The sequence below is a fragment of the Burkholderia torrens genome, assembly GCF_984668525.1.
In genome coordinates this window covers 2,613,095-2,629,948 of the sequence record NZ_OZ480211.1, presented here as the reverse complement: position 1 = coordinate 2,629,948, position 16,854 = coordinate 2,613,095, and the positions used below count along the sequence as shown (strand labels likewise).

13 protein-coding genes are annotated in these 16,854 nt (G+C 69.3%); 6 read left to right on the top strand and 7 right to left on the bottom strand.

Annotated features, from left to right (window positions below):
- Positions 1 to 21: 21 nt before the first annotated feature.
- On the bottom strand, positions 22 to 489 hold the full coding sequence (locus AC5LXX_RS12130) for a DUF1841 family protein (protein ID WP_371090871.1): 468 nt from the start codon (positions 487 to 489) through the stop codon (positions 22 to 24).
- Positions 490 to 679: 190 nt separating this feature from the next.
- Between AC5LXX_RS12130 and AC5LXX_RS12125 the strand changes: the two genes are divergently transcribed.
- The gene (locus tag AC5LXX_RS12125; protein WP_493409608.1) at positions 680 to 1,609 is read left to right on the top strand and encodes a DMT family transporter; all 930 of its coding nucleotides are present in this window, start codon (positions 680 to 682) and stop codon (positions 1,607 to 1,609) included.
- Between the two features lie 96 nt (positions 1,610 to 1,705).
- Here AC5LXX_RS12125 and nth read toward each other — a convergent pair whose 3' ends face one another.
- Both nth and rsxB read right to left on the bottom strand, forming a co-directional pair.
- On the bottom strand, positions 1,706 to 2,350 hold the full coding sequence (nth, locus tag AC5LXX_RS12120; protein ID WP_124452943.1) for an endonuclease III: 645 nt from the start codon (positions 2,348 to 2,350) through the stop codon (positions 1,706 to 1,708).
- Positions 2,347 to 3,357 carry an electron transport complex subunit RsxB gene (gene rsxB / locus AC5LXX_RS12115; RefSeq protein ID WP_493409607.1) on the bottom strand — a complete coding sequence of 337 codons (1,011 nt, stop codon included), beginning with the start codon at positions 3,355 to 3,357 and terminating at the stop codon, positions 2,347 to 2,349. Before rsxB ends, nth begins: the two co-directional genes overlap by 4 nt.
- Positions 3,358 to 3,513: 156 nt before the next feature.
- Between rsxB and AC5LXX_RS12110 the strand changes: the two genes are divergently transcribed.
- The gene (locus AC5LXX_RS12110) at positions 3,514 to 4,146 is read left to right on the top strand and encodes a TetR/AcrR family transcriptional regulator (protein ID WP_069747402.1); all 633 of its coding nucleotides are present in this window, start codon (positions 3,514 to 3,516) and stop codon (positions 4,144 to 4,146) included.
- Between the two features lie 110 nt (positions 4,147 to 4,256).
- Here AC5LXX_RS12110 and AC5LXX_RS12105 read toward each other — a convergent pair whose 3' ends face one another.
- Together AC5LXX_RS12105 and AC5LXX_RS12100 are read right to left on the bottom strand one after the other, a co-directional pair.
- Positions 4,257 to 5,747, bottom strand: coding sequence for a polyhydroxyalkanoate depolymerase (locus tag AC5LXX_RS12105; protein WP_493409606.1), 1,491 nt, complete (start codon positions 5,745 to 5,747; stop codon positions 4,257 to 4,259).
- A gap of 223 nt (positions 5,748 to 5,970) precedes the next feature.
- Positions 5,971 to 7,800 carry a glycoside hydrolase family 15 protein gene (locus AC5LXX_RS12100; RefSeq protein ID WP_493409605.1) on the bottom strand — a complete coding sequence of 610 codons (1,830 nt, stop codon included), beginning with the start codon at positions 7,798 to 7,800 and terminating at the stop codon, positions 5,971 to 5,973.
- A gap of 165 nt (positions 7,801 to 7,965) precedes the next feature.
- Between AC5LXX_RS12100 and AC5LXX_RS12095 the strand changes: the two genes are divergently transcribed.
- On the top strand, positions 7,966 to 9,210 hold the full coding sequence (locus tag AC5LXX_RS12095) for a lactonase family protein (RefSeq protein ID WP_493409604.1): 1,245 nt from the start codon (positions 7,966 to 7,968) through the stop codon (positions 9,208 to 9,210).
- A gap of 114 nt (positions 9,211 to 9,324) precedes the next feature.
- On the opposite strand, the gene AC5LXX_RS12090 is transcribed toward AC5LXX_RS12095, so the two are convergent.
- Positions 9,325 to 13,767: an FtsK/SpoIIIE family DNA translocase gene (locus AC5LXX_RS12090; protein ID WP_493409603.1), complete on the bottom strand. Its 4,443-nt coding sequence runs from the start codon at positions 13,765 to 13,767 to the stop codon at positions 9,325 to 9,327.
- A gap of 177 nt (positions 13,768 to 13,944) precedes the next feature.
- The gene (locus AC5LXX_RS12085) at positions 13,945 to 14,490 is read right to left on the bottom strand and encodes an META domain-containing protein (RefSeq protein WP_493401257.1); all 546 of its coding nucleotides are present in this window, start codon (positions 14,488 to 14,490) and stop codon (positions 13,945 to 13,947) included.
- A 213-nt stretch (positions 14,491 to 14,703) separates the two neighbouring features.
- On the opposite strand from AC5LXX_RS12085, the gene purT reads away from it, so the two are divergent.
- The 3 genes from purT (at position 14,704) to AC5LXX_RS12070 (ending at position 16,594) form a co-directional block, all read left to right on the top strand.
- The gene (gene purT, locus AC5LXX_RS12080; RefSeq protein ID WP_493409602.1) at positions 14,704 to 15,918 is read left to right on the top strand and encodes a formate-dependent phosphoribosylglycinamide formyltransferase; all 1,215 of its coding nucleotides are present in this window, start codon (positions 14,704 to 14,706) and stop codon (positions 15,916 to 15,918) included.
- 18 nt (positions 15,919 to 15,936) lie between these two features.
- On the top strand, positions 15,937 to 16,122 hold the full coding sequence (locus AC5LXX_RS12075; protein WP_493409601.1) for a DUF6726 family protein: 186 nt from the start codon (positions 15,937 to 15,939) through the stop codon (positions 16,120 to 16,122).
- Between the two features lie 91 nt (positions 16,123 to 16,213).
- Positions 16,214 to 16,594, top strand: a complete 381-nt coding sequence (locus AC5LXX_RS12070) for an MliC family protein (protein ID WP_493409600.1) — start codon at positions 16,214 to 16,216, stop codon at positions 16,592 to 16,594.
- Positions 16,595 to 16,854 lie beyond the last annotated feature (260 nt).

Genomic DNA, 16,854 nt, shown 5'->3' with positions numbered 1-16,854 from the left:
GGACGTACCGGCGCCGTGCGCTCAGTCGCGCGACGCGCGGCGCAGGATGCGTTGCAGGTACGCGTCGGTATCGGGCGGCGTGTTCGTGCGTTGCGCTTCCCAGATCGTCTCGCCGAGGCATTCCATGATCGCGTGCTGCGCATCGTGGGTCGAGTCGAGCTTCGCGGCCAGCTTGTCGTGCGCGGCGCGGATGCCGGGCGGCTGGTCGATCGACAACTGCTCGCTGATCGCGAGGTGCATCGACAGGTGCAGGAACGGGTTCGTCCGGCCTTCCTCGGGCGTGTAGTTGCGTGCGGCCGCACCGTCGGCATCGGCGAGTTCGTCGTGGTATTCGGGATGCTCGACGATCCAGTCGGCTGCGATCGCTTCCAGCGGCGTAAGGATCTCGCCCGCGCGCTGCTTGCGCCAGGTCTCGGTGAAAAAGCGACGCACATCGTCGCGGCTTGGATTGAACATGGTGGGGAAACGTCGTGATTCGGGCGGCGTCATGCCGCGTCGGGCATTGTACGCCGGGTCGGCGGACGGCGCTGGCAGCGGGCGAGAACGGCCCGTGCGGGGTTGGCCGGTCGCGGCTGCCCGCGCAGAGCCGCGGAACGGGTAAGCGCGGGCTAGGCCGGCCGCCGCTGCACCGCTACACTCCGACGACTCCCGTCACGGCGCCTTGCTCGCCCGTTTCATCATGACCGCTACCGTCCGTCCATCGTCCGCCGCCCTGCAGGGCACGCTCTACGTCGCGTTGTCCGCCGCTGCGTTCGGCGCGATGGCGATTTTCGGCCGCTACGCATATGCGGCCGGCGTCGACGTGCTCGGGCTGCTGATCGTGCGCTTCGCGATCGGCGGTGCGGTGCTTGCCGCGATCGCGCGGCACCGCCGCGTCGCATGGCCGCGCGGGCGGGCGCTCGCGCCGCTCGTGGCAATGGGCGCAGCCGGCTACGTCGGGCAGTCGTTCTGCTATTTCAGCGCGCTGCAGCACGCGCAGGCGAGCCTCGTCGCGCTGCTGCTGTACCTGTATCCGGCGTTCGTCACGCTGCTGGCCGCGTGGTGGCTCGGCGAACGCCTGACCCGCGCGAAGGCCGTCGCGCTCGTGCTGTGCATCGCGGGCTCCGCGCTGATGGTCGGTGGCGGGCACGGCGAGCCGCTCGGGATCGCGCTCGCGCTGGCGGCCGCGGTGATCTACTCGCTGTACATCGTCGGCGGCACGAAGGCGACGCGCGGCGTCGATCCGCTTGCGACGACCGCGATCATCTGCCTGTCGGCCACCGCGACGCTCGTGGCGATCGCCGTCGTGCGGACCGCGGCGTTCGGCGTGCCGCCGCGCTGGCCCGCGACGGGCGGCGGCTGGGCAGCGATGCTCGCGATCGCGCTGGTATCGACGGTCGCGGCGATGCTCGCATTCTTCGCCGGGCTCGAGCGGCTCGGGGCCGCGCGCACGTCGATGCTGTCGACGCTCGAACCGGTCGTGACGGTCGCGCTCGCGGCGCTGCTGTTCGGGGAGGCGCTGTCGCCGCTGCAATGGGCGGGCGGTGTCGCGATTCTCGCGGCCGTGCTGGCGCTCGTGCGTGCAGGCGGCGCGGCGGCCGACGACGCGACGGCGACATCCAACGCGTAGCCGCAGAGGCGGAAGCCGGGGGCGCCAGGGAGGCGCCTGCGGATTCGGACGGTGCCGGCGCGGTTCGGTGCGGCGCGGGTCCGTCGCGCCGGATGCTTACTCGTTGGGCGGCGGCGTCTTCGGCCGGAATTCGCACAGCGGCTCGATCGCGCAGTGCCAGCACTCGGGCTTGCGCGCCTTGCACACATAGCGCCCGTGCAGGATCAGCCAGTGATGCGCGTCCTGCAGGAATTCCTTCGGCGTGAACTTCTCGAGTGCGGCCTCGACGGCCCGCACGTCCTTGCCCGGCGCGAGCCCCGTGCGGTTCGCGACGCGGAAGATATGCGTGTCGACCGCGATCGTCGGCTGGCCGAACGCGGTGTTCAGCACGACGTTCGCGGTCTTGCGGCCGACGCCCGGCAAGCCTTCCAGCGCTTCGCGATCGGCCGGCACCTCGCCGTCGTAGCGCTCGAGCAGGATCCGGCACGCCGCGACCACGTTCTTCGCCTTGGTGCGATAGAGGCCGATCGTCTTGATGTACTCGGTGACGCCTTCCTCGCCAAGCGCGACGATTTGTCGCGGGGTGTTCGCGACCGGGAACATCTTCCGCATCGCCTTGTTGACCGACACGTCGGTCGCCTGCGCGGACAGCATCACGGCGATCAGCAACTCGAACGGCGTCGAGTATTCGAGTTCGGTGGTCGGATGCGGATTGAGGCTCTGCAGCGTTTCGTAGATCGCGCGTCGTTTGCTGGCGTTCATGGAGCGTTCTTGTCGGGCGGCGCGGAGGGGCTGCCTGGGTCGTCGTTGCGTGCGTCGTTCTCTTGATCGTTGCCGCCTGCAGCCGCGGCGTCGGCGTCGCGCTGCGCCTGCTGTTCGGCGAGCCGCTTGCGGCGTGCCTCGGCCGCGTCGATCTGCGCCTGGACGGCCGCGCTCACGCCTTCGGTGTTCTTCGGCCCGGCGCCTTGCCCGGACAGTTCTTCCTTCTTCTTGCGCGCACGCTCGAGCGCGGCGGCGATGATCGCGCGTTTCTTCGCGTCGGCGTCGGCGTCGTCGGCGGCCAGTGCGGCTGCGGGGGCGTCCGGCTGCGCCGCAGGCTGTTCCGCGGCCGGCTTCGCGGCACTGGCCGCGCGGCGTGCGGCGGCGCGCGCTTCGGCGGCTTCACGCTCGCGGCGCTGGCGCGCGAGCCGCAGGTCGTGGCGTTCGCGCGCGGAATCGGCCTGCACCTGCGACCAGGCATCCCAGCCGGTGCGCTCGCCGGTCACCGGCAGCATCGCGATGCAGTCGACCGGGCAGGGCGGCACGCACAGATCGCAGCCGGTGCACTGCGCTTCGATGATCGTGTGCATTTGCTTCGGCGCGCCGACGATCGCGTCGACCGGGCACGCCTGCATGCACAGCGTGCAGCCGATGCACAGGCTTTCGTCGATGAAGGCGACCGCGCGCGGATGCTCGCTGCCGTTGACGGGATTCAGCGGAATCACCGGCTTGCCGAGCAGGCCCGCGAGGCGCGCGATGCCTTCGGCGCCGCCGGGCGGGCACTGGTTGTAGTTCGCGTCGCCGGCGGCGATCGCTTCGGCGTACGGACGGCAGCCGTTATAGCCGCACTTCGTGCATTGCGTCTGGGGAAGCAGATCTTCGATGCGATCCGCGAGTGTTTTGGAGTCGGTCACGGTGACAACGGGCGCAGCGGCGCCGAATGGCTCTCGGCCGCGTCGGGCGCAGCCGGAAAGGTTTGCCAAAGCTCGATTATCGCCGATTTCCCGCATTGCGCTGGACGCCGTCTGTGCGCATAATCGAACCGCTTTTTTGCAGGGGCTCAGCAGGAGGGCGGCCGCACGCGGCGCGCCCGTTCCAGGGCGGCCGGCGCCAACGCGGTGGGGGTGTCGGTCCGGATCAAGCGGCTCACATAGCAAAGCGCCACCATGAATCAGCCAAAAATCAAAAGAGATCCTGAAGGTACGCGCCGCCGAATCCTGATGGCGGCAGCCGAAGAGTTCGCGAGTGGAGGGCTGTTCGGCGCACGCGTCGACCAGATTGCGCGCCGGGCCGAAACCAACGAGCGCATGCTCTATTACTACTTCGGCAGCAAGGAGCAGCTGTTTACGGCGGTGCTCGAACACGCGTTCTCCGCGCTGACCGAGGCCGAGCGCGTGCTCGATCTCGACGGCGTCGCGCCGGTCGAAGCGGTCACGCGGCTCGCGCATTTCGTTTGGGACTACTACCGCGACCATCCGGAGCTGCTCAGGCTCATCAACAACGAGAACCTGCACGAGGCGCGCTACCTGCACAAGTCGACGCGGATCCGCGAGATGATGTCGCCGATCGTCGCGAAGCTCGGCAACGTGCTGATGCGCGGCCAGAAGGCCGGGCTGTTCCGCAGCGACATCGATCCGCTGCGCTTCTACGTGACGCTGTCGGGGCTCGGCTACTACATCGTGTCGAACCGCTTCACGCTCGCCGCGACGCTCGGCCGCGACTTCACCGACACCGACGAGCGCGCGGAGATGGTCCGGATGAACACCGAGGTGCTGCTCGCGTATCTGCTGCGGCGCTGACGCGGCGAACGAACGAGCCGATGAACCGCCCGCTCACGGCCGCAGCCGGATAAAAAAACGCCGCCGTTGCGCCAGGCAACGGCGGCGTTTTTGCGTCGGAACGCGACGCGTCAGGCAGCCTTGCGGGCCCGCACGGTCTTGGCGCGCGGGCTGCCTGCCGCGCGTTTCGCGGCGGGCGCGGCCTTTGCGGCGGGCGTCCTGGCGGGCGCGACCGTCACGGCCGGCGCCTTTGCGCGCGTGCGTTTCGTGGCGGTGGCGCGTACCGCCGTTTCCGGCTCCGGCTTGGCGGCCGGCACGACGCCGATCGCGGTCGCATCCTGGGCATCGACGGGCAACTTCGTCGCGCCGTGCTTCGGCTCCGGCGCATGCTCGCGGATGAAGTCGCGCAGCTGCGGATAGATGATCGTGCGCCAGCGTCGGCCCGAGAAGATCCCGTAGTGGCCGCATTTCTCGGCGGTCAGGCTGCGGCGATCGTCTTGCGGGATGCCCGTGCACAGCTCGTGCGCGACGTGCGTCTGGCCGCTGCCCGAGATGTCGTCGAGTTCGCCCTCGATCGTCATCAGTGCGGTGTGCTTGATGTCCTGCGGCCGCACGCGCTCGCCTTCGACGTCCCACGTGCCTTCCGCGAGCCGGAACTCCTGGAATACGACGCGGATCGTCTCGAGGTAATACTCGGCGGCCATGTCGAGCACCGCGTTGTACTCGTCGTAGAACTGGCGGTGCGCTTCGGCGTCTTCCTCGTCGCCGCGCAGCAGGCTCTGGTAGAAATCCCAGTGCGACTGCGCATGCCGTTCCGGGTTCATCGCGACGAAGCCCGTGTGCTGCAGGAAGCCCGGATAGACCTGGCGGCCTTCGCCCGGATAGTTCGCGGGCACCGTGTGGATCACGTTGTTCTCGAACCACGCGGTCGAGTGCTGCGTCGCGAGCGAGTTCACCGACGTCGGGCTGCGGCGCGCGTCGATCGGGCCGCCCATCATCGTCATCGTGAGCGGCGTATCCTCGCCGCGGCTCGCCATCAGCGAGATTGCCGCGAGCACCGGCACCGTCGGCTGGCATACCGAGATCACGTGCAGGTTGCGCGCGCCGATGTGACGGATGAATTCCTGGATGTACGCGATGTAGTCGTGCAGGTGGAACGGGCCCGTCTCGACCGGCACCATCCGCGCGTCGATCCAGTCGGTGATGTAGACCTTGTGATCCTGCAGCAGCGTGCGCACCGTGTCGCGCAGCAGCGTCGAGTGGTGGCCCGACAGCGGCGCGCAGACCAGCACGACCGGCTCGTCCTTCAGTTGCGTGACCGCATCGGCATCGTCCGAGTAGCGCTTGAAACGCAGCAGCCGGCAGAACGGCTTCTCGATGATCGTCTGCTCGACGATCGGGATGTTGTGGCCGTCCTTGACGATCTGGTGAAGGTTGAATTCAGGTTTCTCGTAATCCTTGCCGAGCCGGTACATCAGTTCGTAGGCGGCGGCCATCCGTGTTGCGCCGGGCATCAGCGAGAACGGGCTGGACGGGTTGGCGAACGATTTGGACGCGGCCTGGGCCCAGGCCGTGAGCGGGCTCAGCATGGCCCGCTGGAATTCGTGCAATTGGTAAAGCATGCAGACTACTCCCGCGTGGGGGACGGTGCGCAAGGGCGGCGTGGGGCGTCGCGGCGTGCCGTGGGGGTCAGCGGCCGGCCATGGTGCACTGCGGCCGGACAATCGCGTCGATCATATCGGACAACGATGGGTGGTGCAATGCAACATTTCCCCAATTTTTCATCAAACTTTTGCGATTTGACGATCTCTGACCAAGCCGCCCGCGCCCCCGTCCAGCCGGCCGTCAACGCCCCGTCGCCACGGCCGGCGCGGGCTGGCCGGCCGCGCGCGCCATCGCGTCTTCGTGGTGCATCAGGTTCATCGCGGTATGCACGAGCGCCACGTGCGAGAACGCCTGCGGGAAGTTGCCGACGAGCCGTCCGGCGACCGGGTCGTACTCCTCCGCGAGCAGCCCGAGGTCGTTCGACAGCGAGAGCAGCCGGCTGAACAGCCGGTGCGCGTCGTCGATCCGGCCGAGCAGCGCGTAGTTGTCGACCAGCCAGAAGCTGCACGCGAGAAACGTGCCTTCGCCGGGCGGCAGGCCATCGTCGTACTCGGTCGTGCGGTAGCGCATCACGAGCCCGTCGTGCAGCAATTCGCGCTCGATCGCCTCGACCGTGCCGACGATCCGCGGGTCCTCCGGCGGCAGGAAGCCGAGCAGCGGCATCAGCAGCACGCTCGCGTCGAGCTCGTCGCTGCCGTAGCTCTGCGCGAACGCCTGCTTGCCTTCGTGCCATGCGTTGGCGCAGACGTCGGCATGGATCTGCTCGCGCAGCGCGCGCCAGCGGTCGAGCGAACCGGGCAGCCGGAACATTTCCGCCGACTTGATCGCACGGTCGAACGCGACCCACGCCATCACCTTCGAGAACGTGAAATGGAGACGGCCGCCGCGCGTTTCCCAGATCCCTTCGTCGGGTTCCCGCCAGATCTTCTCGAGATGATCGAGCAGCGCGCACTGCACGGACCAGACCGTGTCGTCGGCCTGCAGGCCGCCCACGCGCGCGAGGTGCAGCGCGGCCATCACCTCGCCGAACACGTCGAGCTGGAGCTGGTTCGCGGCGCCGTTGCCGACGCGAACCGGCTTCGAATCCTGATAGCCGGGCAGCCAGTCGAGCTCCATTTCCGGCAGCCGGCGCTCGCCGGCGATCCCGTACATGATCTGGATCTGCTCGGGCGAACCGGCCATCACGCGGCCGAGCCACGTGCGCCATGCGCGCGCTTCGTCGTAGTAGCCGCCGCGCATCAGCGCGAGCAGCGTGATCGTCGCGTCGCGCAGCCAGCAGAAGCGGTAGTCCCAGTTGCGGCTGCCGCCGATCTTCTCGGGCAGCGACGTGGTCGGCGCCGCGACGATGCCGCCGGTCGGCTCGTACGCGAGCGCCTTCAGCGTGATCAGCGAACGACGCACGGCCGCCGCGTAGCGGCCCTGCACCTGGCAGCGGCCCGACCATTCGAGCCAGTAGTTCTCGGTGCGCGCGAGCATCGACAGCGGATCGCGCGCGGGCGGCAGCCGCATGTGCGACGCCGCGTAGCTGAGCGAGAACGGCACACGCTCGTCGGCGCTGACCGTGAATTCCGCGAGCGTATGGAGATTCTTGCCGGTGAGCGGCACCGGCGTGCGCAGCACGACGGTGTCGGGGCCCGCGATCGCCTTCATGCCGTCCTCGCGGGTCAGTTGCGTGACCCACGGGACCGAGAAGCCGTAGTCGAAGCGCAACACGAGTTCCATGCGCATCTTCATCGTGCCGTGGCGGCCGACGACGATCCGCACGAGTTCGGACCAGCCGTTGCCGGGCGGCATGAAGTCGATCACGGTGACCGCGCCGTCGGCGCTTTCGTAATCGGTTTCGAGAATCAGCGTGTCGCCGCGATAGCGGCGCGTGGTGTGCGTGATCGCGGCGTCGGCAGCCGGCGCGAGCAGCCAGCGGCCGTGCTCGGGCGTGCCGAGAAGCGCCGCGAAGCAGGCGCCCGAATCGAAGCGGGGCCAGCACAGCCAGTCGACGGAGCCGTCTTTCGAGATCAGCGCGGCCGTATGGCCGTCGCCGACGAGGGCGTAGTCTTCGATCAGGGCGGGCATGGGCAGGCGATCCTTGGATATTCGTATTCACAATGCGGACGGCGGCGGCCGGGCTTCACGCCCAAGCGTCGCGCCCCGTATACTCGGCCGGGCGGCGGAGCGCATGAACGGCCGGCGTTTCGTCCTATCTCAACACTTGAAGCGACTCGATGCAAGGAGGATTCAATGCCCAACCGTTTACGCGAGCGTGACGCACGCGCTTCGGCACGAGGGTTCCCGCTTAGGTTCGCTCACTGGATGAAAGGTTTCGCGATCGTGCTCTCTTTGTCCGCGACCCATGCATTCGCACAGCAATCGCCCGCACCGGCCGACGGCGTCTACAACCTGCTGGTCGGCACCTACACGGGCGGCGGCAGCGACGGCATTTATGTTTACCGCTTCGATACTAAAAACGGCAGCGTCGCGCCCGTCTCGTCGGCGAAGACCGTGAACCCGTCGTATCTGTTGCCGAGCCGCGACGGTCGCACCGTCTACGCGGTCAACGAACTGCCCGGCGACGACGGGCCGGCGTCGCAGCGCGGCGGCGTCAGCGCGTTCCGCTTCGACGCGAAGACGGGCGCGCTGAGCTTCATCGACCGCGTGTCGTCGGAAGGGAACGATCCTTGCTATCTCGCGCTGTCGCCGGACGGCAAGTACCTCGTGACGGCCAACTACTCGGTCGCGAAGGATCCGGGCGGCAGCTTCGCCGTGTTTCCGCTGCGCGACGACGGCGCGGTCGGGCAGGCCGCGCTGACCGTCCACCACGAAGGCACCGGGCCCGTTAAGGGCCGCCAGGACGGCGCGCACGTGCACTCGACGGTGTTTTCGCCGGACGGCCGCTACCTGTTCGTGCAGGATCTCGGCGCGGACAAGATCTACGGCTACCACTACACGGTGGACGGCAGCCGCGGGCTGATCAGCCCGACCGACACGCGCTACACGCCGGTGAAGGCCGGTTCGGGCCCGCGTCACATGGTGTTCGGCGCCGACGGCCGGTTCGCGTACGTGACGAGCGAACTCAACGCGTCGGTCGAGGTGTTCGGCTATCACGACGGCAAGCTGACGCCGGTCGAGACGGTGGCGATGACGGCGCCGGGCTTCAAGGACAAGGTCGGCGGCGGCGCGATCCACCTGTCGCCGGACGGCCGCTTCCTGTACGCGACCAACCGCGGCGACGCGAACGACCTCGTGATCTACGCGGTGAACAAGGCCGACGGCCGGCTGAAGCACGTCGGCCGCCAGTCGAGCCTCGGCAAGACGCCGCGCGAGTTCCTGATCGATCCGACCGGCAAGTGGCTGATCGTCGGCAACCAGGACAGCGACACGTTCTACGTGTTCAGCCGCGATGTCGAAACGGGGCAGCTCGGCGCGAATCCGCAGAAGGTCGCGGTCGGCAAGCCGGTCGACTTCAAGCTGGTGCCGGTGCAGTAAGTGCTCAAGCCGTAAATGGAAAGAGGGCGCTGCCGATGCAGCGCCCTCTTTTTTCGGGGCGCCGGTTTCCCGGTGCACCCGTATCGATCGACAGCGGCCGTCAGGCCGCCTTGCTCAGTCGGCTGCGGCAGGCACGAGCACCTCGCGGCTGCCGTTGATGCCCATCGCCGACACGAGCCCCGCCGCTTCCATCTGCTCGACCAGGCGTGCCGCGCGGTTGTAGCCGATGCGCAACTGCCGCTGCACCGACGAGATCGACGCGCGCCGCGTGCGCACGACGAACGCGACGGCTTCGTCGTACAGCGGATCGGCTTCCGCGTCCGGCGCTTCGCCGAACAGGTCCTGCGTCGCGCCGTCGGCGGCCGGGCCGTCGAGGATGCCTTCCTCGTACTGCGGCTCGCCGAACTGCTTCAGATACTCGACGATCCGGTGCACTTCCTCGTCGGCGACGAACGCGCCGTGCACGCGCTGCGGATAGCCGGTGCCCGGCGGCAGGAACAGCATGTCGCCCATCCCGAGCAGCGATTCGGCGCCCATCTGGTCGAGGATCGTGCGCGAGTCGATCTTCGACGACACCTGGAACGCGACGCGCGTCGGGATGTTCGCCTTGATCAGGCCCGTGATCACGTCGACGGACGGACGCTGCGTCGCGAGGATCAGGTGGATGCCGGCTGCGCGCGCCTTTTGCGCGAGGCGGGCGATCAGCTCCTCGATCTTCTTGCCGGCGACCATCATCAGGTCGGCCAGCTCGTCGATCACGACGACGATCAGCGGCAGCTTCGACAGCGGCTCGGGATCCTCGGGCGTCAGCGAGAACGGGTTGCCGATCTTCTTTTCCTTCGCTTCCGCGTCGCGGATCTTCTGGTTGAAGCCCGCGAGGTTGCGCACGCCGACGGCCGACATCAGCCGGTAGCGCTTCTCCATTTCGCCGACGCACCAGTTCAGCGCGTTCGCCGCGAGCTTCATGTCGGTGACGACGGGCGCGAGCAGGTGCGGGATGCCTTCGTAGACCGACAGCTCCAGCATCTTCGGGTCGATCATGATGAGCCGCACGTCTTCCGGCGTCGCCTTGTACAGCAGCGACAGGATCATCGCGTTGATCGCGACCGACTTGCCCGAGCCCGTCGTGCCGGCGACGAGCATGTGCGGCGCCTTCGCGAGATCGGTGACGATCGGGTGGCCCGTGATGTCCTTGCCCATCGCGATCGTCAGTTGCGACTGCGAATGCTGGTATTCGCGCGATGCGAGGATTTCCGACAGGCGGATCATCTGGCGCTTCGCGTTCGGCAGTTCGAGGCCCATGCAGGTCTTGCCGGGAATCGTCTCGACGACGCGGACCGACGTGAGGCCGAGGCCGCGCGACAGGTCCTTCATCAGCCCGACGATCTGGCTGCCGCGCACGCCGAGCGCGGGTTCGATCTCGAAGCGCGTGATCACGGGGCCGGCCGATGCGCCGACGACCGTCACCGGCACCTTGAATTCCTGCAGCCGCTGTTCGATCACCTGGGCGGTTTGCGCGAGGTGTTCCTCGGTGATGGTTTCGACGTCGTCGGACGCGGGCTCGAGCAGGTCGAGCGTCGGCAGTTCGACGCTGAACGACGCGGGCGCGTGGAATTCGAACGCGTTCGGGCGCGGCTGGCGCACGGGGGTGTCGGGGGCCGCGGTGTCGGCTGCGGCCGGCTCGGGTGCCGTTGCGGCAGTCGTGCCGACCAGCGGGGCTGCCGGGAATGCCGGCGGGGTAGCGACCGCTGCCGGCATCGACAGGCTCGTGCCGGGAATGGCGGCTGCCGGTTGCGGCGCCGCGGACACATCGTTCGACACGGACCAGCTTGCCGACGGTGCGGCAGGGGCGGGCGGCGCCGTGAACGTCGTGGTGGCGGCTACGGCTGGTGTGAAAACGCTCGACGGCGCCTGCGCCGCGGCCGTTGCGCCGACGGAGGCCGGCGATCCGATCGCGGCGGCGGGCGGCACGGGCAGGCTGGTTGCCGGCTGCGGTGCGATCGCGCCGGATGCGCTCGATACGCCAAATGCCGCGCCGGTCGACGAGATTGCCGTGCTGGCCGGGAGCGTCGGTGTCGGCGCGGAAGGTTGCGCCGAAGGCGGGACGGACATGACATTCACGGGCGCCGGTGCTGCGGGTGCTTGTGCGGTCGAACCCGGCGCGCCGGTCGTCGACGGTGTCGCGGCGGGTGCCGTGGTTATCTCGGGCGTCGAGGCGCGGGAGAGCGAACCGTAAGTCATGCCCGTGACGCCGACCGGTGCCGCCGACGCGACGGATGCAATGGTCGACGGCGATACGGCCGGTTGCGACGGCGAAGTCGATGCCGTGCCGGTCACGCTGGCCGGTAACGTTGCGGCGGTGGCAGGCGCGACACTCGAAGCGGAGGCAGGTGCCGGTGCAGTCGAGCCGTAGGCCGTGCCGACGAACGGCGACGCAGCAGCGGCCGACGCGGCCGGTGCCGCGGTAAACGGTTGAACCGCCGGTGATGTCGGCAGTTCTGCGAAAGCGGGCGCAGGGGCCGTTGCCGGTTGCGCCGTCGGCGAAACCGACGGCGTCCAGTGCGTGGCGGGCGTGCTGCCTTCGGCGCTGGCCGACAGCGGTGCCGTGCGCTCCGTCGCGGCCAGCTTGGCGGCTTCAGGTGCGGGGCTCGACGTGGGCAATGCCGACGTCGCCGCAACCGGCGTCGTCCCGGATACGGCGCGCGCCGGTGTGACGGCGATCGACGAAGAGGGGAGGGCCGCAAACGGAGCGATGCCACCGGCGGGTTTTACGTCGGCGTGCGCGCCATCGGCACTCGGCGGCGCGTAGGCCGATGCAGGCCGATCGATTGCCGGGGCGTCGGTATCGGCGAACGCTGCCGGATTGCGTGCGGGGATCTCGTCGACCGCCGCTTCGTCCGCCTGTTGCGCGAAGGCGGCGGGGGCGGGCTCGGATTTCGTCGCGTCTGCCGGCGATTCCGCAAGCGGGTGCCCGGCCGATGCGTCGAACGCGGAAACCGACGGGCTGCCGAGGTCTTCCCACGGCGCGAGATCGACGGCGGCATCGAACGACGGCGCCGGCGCGATCCCGTGTGCGGGTGCGGCGGGCGCATCGTCGACGTGACGGATGGCGTCGCCGGCTTGATGCGACAACGCGGCATCGTCGCTGCCGGTGCCGGCATGCGACAGCGCGTGCGGTGCGGTGTCGTCGAACGTGGGGACACCCCAATCGGCAATCGTCGCGGGGATGCCGGGCTCCGCCGGCATGAACGCATCGAGCACGATCGGCGCGCCGTCGTCGAATGCGGGCGCGGCATCGTGTTCGACCGGAACGCCGGCGTCATGGGCTGCGAGGCCGTGCGTTGCGGAGACGAATGCGTTCGACACGGCTGCCGCTGCCGCTGCCGCTGCCGGCGCGGCAACGCTGCCTGCTGTCGCGGCCACCCCGGCCACGGCCGCGGCGGCCGTCATTGCCGGCGTTGCATCGGCCGACTGCGCGCCACCCAGCGTCGCCCATTGCGCGGTGCTGGCCTCGATCGAACGCAGCGTGTCGTGAACGCTCGGCGCCGGCGTGATCGGCGCGGCGGGCTTTTCCGTCCACGCATAGAGCGGCGCCCGCGCCGGCGCGGGCGGCACCGGGCGGCGGCGTGCCGCGTCTTGCGACACGCCGGCCGCGGCCGTTCCCGTGACCTGACGTATCGGCGGGCGCTGCGGCGGCGTGCCGGCCGGGCGCGGCGCGACTGCTGTACGCGGCGGCGTCTGCTTCAGCGCAGCGGTGGCCGGCCGTGCGGCAGTCGGCCGCGGCCGGACCGGTTCGAAACCGACTGGAAGCGGGGCCGGATCGGGGCGCGGCACTTGCGAGTTTGCGGCAGCGCGCGCGAGGCTCGCGGTGCTGCCGGTCGTGGGCGGCGGCATCGCGCTGGCCGCGATCGGCGCGGGGGGCGCCACCGGCGTGCGCTGCGGCGCGGTCGGCTTCAGCCAGCCAGACGGCGCGACGGGTTCGGTATGCGGGCGCGGCGGCGTCTTGCTGCGCGGCTTCGGCCGCGCCTGCGGGTCGGGTTTCCACAGCGTCGGGCGCGAATACCGGCCGTTCTGGCGCGGCGCCATCGAGTTGACGGTATGCGCGGTGGTCGGCTGCACGATGTCGTCGTCGCGATGCAGCGCGCTGCGCGGCAGGTCGGCGATCCCGCGCGCGTCGTCGTCGCCGCCGTCGCGCGACAGCTTGACGCCGAACGACGTGTCGACCCACGCGGCGAACTGCCGCCAGCCGATGCCGGTCAGCCAGGGCAACCCGGCGAAGAACAGGACGACCATCGCGACCGGCGTGCCGATCGGGCCGAGCAGATGGGCGAAGCCTGCGGAGAACGCATGGCCGAGCGCGTTCGTGTCGGGGCCCGACAGCGGGCTCGTCAGCGTGCAGCTTGCGACGAATACCGCGGCGAAGCCGAGCCACAGGCGGATCGAGCCGCGGCCGGCAAGGCCGCCGCCGCCGGGCAGCATCGCCTGCACGAGACGCCAGAAGAGGAGAAGGAACCAGACGGCGGAGATGCCGAACCAGCCGAAGACAACCGTGTGCATGCTTTGAAACAGGAGTGGGGCGGGGCGCGCGAGGCGCGACCCGCCGAGTTTAACCGGCCGGCGAACAAGATTCTCGGGCGGCGTGAATGCGTTTCACGCCGTGCGGCATGTGCGTTCGGCACACGCGCGCGACACGCGACGCGAAGGCGGTCGGCCGGCCTTCGCGTGCGTGATGCATCAGGGGCTCCGGTGCGTGAAAATGAGCGTTGCGCCGGCGCTGGTCACGATCTGCAATTGCTGCGGCTCGCGCATCTGCACGCCGGTCTTGTCGACGTGCGCGAGCGCGTCGAGGTACGCGTGCTCGAGCTGGCCGCCGAGCGAATTCGGGCAGGCCATCCGCGTGCCGGCAAGCGGCCCGAAGCTCAGCAGGCCGTTCTTGATCGCGTAGGTGCCCATGTAGCGGTTGCAGCCCGAGAACCCGCTCGCGCGCCGGATGCCCGATTCGGTCGACAGCGCGAGCTTGATCGGCTCGCCGTTGTCGCCGTGCGGGATCGCGCGCTGCGTGCCGTCGGCATTCGTCCAGCTGGTGAGCTCCCAGCTCGTGTCGTCGAGCAGCTGGACGGCGGCCGGGTTGTACGGGTCGGGCGCGGGGGCGGCGGAATCGGGATGGGTCGGCATCGCGCAGGCGGCGAGAAGCGTGGCAAGCGTCAACGCGCAGAGCGGCGCGCGCAACGGGCGAAGCAGGCCGGTGCGTGCGCGTGCGGCTGCGGACAGGTGGGACATGAGCCTCGTTCCTCATCGGATTCTGATCAAGGCGTAAGAGTAACGCACCCGCCCCGCGGCAGGCGAGCCGACACTTCACGGATGAAAACGTTCGCAGCCCGTCCGCGTGCCATGCGCGGTCGGGCACCGGCCCGTCGAAACGGCCAAAACCGGCGTCATCGCGCGTGTTAACATCGGAGCCGTTTTCGTCCTCCACCAGAAGCGGGAAATCACATGCAGATCGGTCAGCGGCTCGGTACGCCGCTTTCACCCTCGGCCACGCGCGTCATGCTGCTCGGCGCCGGCGAGCTCGGCAAGGAAGTCATCATCGCGTTGCAGCGTCTCGGTGTCGAAGTCATCGCGGTCGACCGCTATCCGGACGCACCGGGCCATCAGGTCGCGCATCGCGCGCACGTGATCGACATGACGGACGCCGCTGCACTGCGCGCGATCGTCGAGGCCGAACGTCCGCACCTGATCGTCCCGGAAATCGAGGCGATCGCCACCGACGCGCTCGCGGCGATCGAGGCAGCCGGTCTTGCCGAGGTGATCCCGACCGCACGTGCGACGCAGCTCACGATGAACCGCGAAGGGATCCGCCGGCTCGCGGCCGAGGAACTCGGCCTGCCGACGTCGCCGTATGCGTTCGCGGATTCGTTCGACGCATTCAGTGCGGCGGTCGCGAAGATCGGCATGCCGTGCGTCGTGAAGCCCGTGATGTCGTCGTCGGGCAAGGGCCAGTCGGTCGTGAAGACCGACGCCGACGTGAAGGCCGCGTGGGACTACGCGATGGCGGGCGGGCGGGTGAACCATGGCCGCGTGATCGTCGAGGGCTTCGTCAATTTCGACTACGAGATCACGCAGCTGACCGTACGCGCGATCGATCCGGCGACGCTCGACACGCGCACCTATTTCTGCGAGTCGGTCGGCCACGTGCAGGTTGCGGGCGATTACGTCGAATCGTGGCAGCCGCAGCCGATGAGCGCCGCGGCGCTCGAGAAGTCGCGCGAGATCGCGCACAAGGTGACCGAGGCGCTCGGCGGGCGCGGGCTGTTCGGCGTCGAGCTGTTCGTGCGCGGCGACGACGTGTGGTTCTCGGAAGTGAGCCCGCGGCCGCACGATACGGGCCTCGTCACGCTCGCATCGCAGCGCCAGTCGGAATTCGAGTTGCACGCGCGCGCGATTCTCGGGCTGCCGGTCGATCCGGCGCTCGGGACGCCGGCCGCGTCGGCCGTGATCTACGGCGGGCTCGACGAGCGCGGCATCGCGTTCGAAGGCGTGCGCGACGCGCTCGCCGTGCCGGGCGTCGACCTGCGCCTGTTCGGCAAGCCGGAAAGTTTTGCGAAGCGGCGCATGGGCGTCGCGCTGGCGACCGGCGCGACTGTCGACGAAGCCCGCGAACGCGCGAAGCGCGCCGCCGCGGCCGTCCGGCCCGTGTCGGCCCGCTGACGGAACGAGGAGAGGGTGATGGCGTCGAGGTGGTTGCATATCGGAAAGCTGGGCGTCGTGCTGGCGCTAGTCGCGAGTCTTGCGGGTTGCGGTCTCGCGGCCGCACCGTGCCGGGTGGCTTCGGCCGGGCTCAAGATCGTGCCGCTCGTCGGCCACGTCGCAGCGGCGCCGACCGACGCATGCGCCGACGTCATCGATCCCTGATCGCGACGACCGACTCGATTCCCCGCCAACCATCAATCACCGCGCGCGCCCAGCGAGGGCGCGTTTCCACCCGTCTCGTGAGAGGACCTGCATGATTCGCCGAACCCTCGCCGCGCTCGCGCTGGCCGGCACTGCCGTTTCCGTCGCGCACGCCGCGCAACTGACCGTCGAAGAGATCGACGCCGATTCGCGCCAGCAGGCCGTCTACCAGTGCGCGAACCAGAAGCAGCCCGTGCGCGTGTCGTACTGGCTCGCGGGCAACGGCCAGAGCTTCGCGCTCGTGCCGGTCAACGGCAAGCAGATGCTGTTCGTCGACACCGTATCGGCGTCGGGCGCGCGCTACCAGGCCGGCCGCTATACGTGGTGGACGAAGGGCAAGGAAGCGACGCTGCGCGACGAGATCGCCGACGAAAAGGCGCCGCCGCTGCTGGGCGACTGCGTGCAGGTCGAGAAGAAAAAGAAGAAGGGCTGAGCGCCGGGTGCGATCGCGGATCGTCCGCACGCGTCGTATCGACCGGCTGCCGGGCCCGACCGCCGGGTACGCGGGCAGGCGGCGGCCGTCTGGATACGACGATCCAGGATCAGACCCCCGATATAGCTCGCCGGCCGATCGGGATAGCCCGATCGGGCCGTCCAATGCCCGCACGGGCCTGTACGGTGCCCGCCGCGCGAACCGCCGTTGCGGCCGTTCGCGGCGTTGTCACGGACAGATGGCCGCGCAGTGCTACAATA